Origin of the sequence: Mycobacterium sp. NAZ190054, assembly GCF_001545925.1 — a bacterium.
Lineage (GTDB): Bacteria > Actinomycetota > Actinomycetes > Mycobacteriales > Mycobacteriaceae > Mycobacterium.
On record NZ_LMVQ01000398.1, the window covers coordinates 1 to 2,393 of the forward strand.

1 protein-coding gene and 1 pseudogene are annotated in these 2,393 nt (G+C 71.6%); both read left to right on the forward strand.

All coding sequences use genetic code 11. The features are described from left to right. A pseudogene (locus ASJ79_RS22625) lies at positions 1 to 597 on the forward strand (4-hydroxy-3-methylbut-2-enyl diphosphate reductase); the annotation flags it as partial. Between the two features lie 69 nt (positions 598 to 666). Beyond that, a complete protein-coding gene (locus tag ASJ79_RS22630; RefSeq protein WP_082753999.1) occupies positions 667 to 2,286 on the forward strand; it encodes a penicillin-binding transpeptidase domain-containing protein in 1,620 nt (539 codons plus the stop codon). The last annotated feature ends 107 nt before the right edge of the window (positions 2,287 to 2,393 follow it).

Genomic DNA, 2,393 nt, shown 5'->3' on the forward strand with positions numbered 1-2,393 from the left:
TTCGACATCCTGCTCATCGGTCACGAAGGCCACGAGGAAGTCGTCGGCACCGCCGGTGAGGCCCCCGACCACGTCCAGGTCGTCGACAACCCCGACGCCGTCGACAACGTCACCGTGCGCGACCCCGCCAAGGTCATCTGGCTGTCCCAGACGACGCTGTCCGTCGACGAGACGATGGAGACCGTGCGCCGGCTGCGGCAGAAGTTCCCGACGCTGCAGGACCCGCCCAGCGACGACATCTGCTACGCCACCCAGAACCGCCAGGTCGCGGTCAAGGCGATGGCCCCGGAGTGCGAACTCGTCATCGTGGTCGGCTCCCGCAACTCGTCGAACTCGGTGCGGCTCGTCGAGGTCGCGCTGAACGCCGGATCGAAGGCCGCGTATCTGGTCGACTACGCCGACGACATCGACCCGGCCTGGTTCGACGGCGTCACCACCGTCGGTGTCACCTCCGGCGCGTCGGTGCCCGAGATCCTGGTCCGCGGTGTCCTCGACCGTCTTGCCGAGCACGGCTACGGCACCGTGCAACCGGTGACCACCGCCAACGAGACGCTTGTGTTCGCGCTGCCCCGGGAGATCCGCCCCGCCCGCGCGTAGGTACGTTCGTCGAACGTGAACCACCTGCGCCGTAACCTCCGAAGCATCTGGGCAGTCCTGCTCGTCGTCATGCTGCTGCTCACCGGCTGCAGCGACGCCCAGGACCGGCTGGAATCCACCGTGGCCGCCTTCGCCGACGCGCTCAGGCAGGGTGACGCCGCGGCCGCCGCGGCATTGACCACCGACGAGGCGGCCGCCTCGGACACCCTCACCGCCCTGTTCGCCAGCCTGGGCACCGACGTGCGTTTCGAGGTGCGCTCGACGCAGCGCGACGAGAACGCGGCGACGTTCACACTCGCGGCGGCGTGGCGGTTCGGGCCCGAGAAACGCAACGAGTGGACCTACACCACCGAAGGCAGGGCCACCGAAGACGGCGACGACTGGCGGATCGAGTGGAACCCGGCCACCGTCGCACCCGGTCTCGGTGAAGGGCCGCTGTCGTACAGCACGCTCGTCCCGCAACCCGCCGCCCGGGTGCTCGACCGCACCGGCGCCGAACTGCTGACCCAGCACATCGTCACGCTCATCGACGTCGCACCCGGCGCCGACGTGAACACCGTTGCCGCCCTTCTCAACCCGATCGCGCCGGGGATCACCCCGCAGTCGCTCAGCGCCGACCTCGCGGCGGCTGACGGCAAGCCCGTCACCGCGATCACGCTGCGCGAGGAGGACCTGGCCCCGATCGAGGCGCAACTGGCCGCGCTGCCGAATGTGACGCTGCGCCCGCAGACCCGGCTGCTGGCCACCGACCGGACCCTGACCTCACCGACGCTGGCCGGTCTGAACGAGCTGTGGCAGCAGCGCAGCGATGCCGCGGCCGGGTGGGCGGTGTCGGCCGAGACCGCCGCGGGCGCCAAGCGGGTGGGTGGCCGGGACGCCGAGCCCGTCGGTGACATCTCCAGCACGGTCGACATCGGGATGCAGCTGGCCGCCGAGGCCGCGCTGGCGCCGCTGCCGACGCCGTCGACCATCGTGGCCATCCAGCCCTCGACGGGCGACCTGCTCGTCGTCGCGCAGAACGCCCCCGCCGACGCGCAGGGCCCGATCGCGCTGACCGGTCTCTACCCGCCGGGCTCGACGTTCAAGACGGTGACGGTGTCCGCGGCCCTGCAGGCCGGGCAGGTCACACCCGACAGCATCGTGGCGTGCCCGGGCACCGAGAACATCGAGGGCCGCCAGATCCCCAACGACGACCACTTCGAGCTCGGCGACGTACCGCTGCACACCGCGTTCGCGCGTTCGTGCAACACCACCATGGGCCGGCTCGCGGTCAACCTGCCGCCGGACGGCCTGACCAAGGCCGCCGCGCAGCTGGGCCTGGGCATCGACTTCGTCGCGCCCGGCATGACGACGGTGACCGGCAGCGTGCCGGTGGCCGACACGTCCGCGCTGCGGGTGGAGGAGGGCATCGGCCAGGGCCAGGTCACCGCGTCGCCGTTCGGTATGGCGCTGGTCGCCGCCACCCTGGCGCGCGGTTCGGTGCCCGCGCCGGCCATCGTCGAGGGCGAGCCGGGAGTGCCCGACCGCACCCCGGATCCGTTGCCTGCCGGGCTCGCCGGGCAGGTGCAGGCGATGATGCGCGAGACGATCACCGGCGGCACCGCCACCCAGCTGCAGGACATCCCCGGCCTGCTCGGCAAGACCGGCACCGCCGAGTACTCCACCGGCCAGGCCGACAAGCCCATCTGATCGACGGCGATCACGGCCAGCAACCCCCACAACGCACTGCCGGGCGCGATGAACAGCACCGCGCGGCAGGATCCGGCGCACCACCGGCGACTGCGCACAAAACCGGC

Bases quoted from the DNA above. Each gene is read 5' to 3' on its own strand.
- ASJ79_RS22630 (WP_082753999.1), top strand. From the start codon at position 667: ATGCTGCTGCTCACCGGCTGCAGCGACGCCCAGGACCGGCTGGAATCC.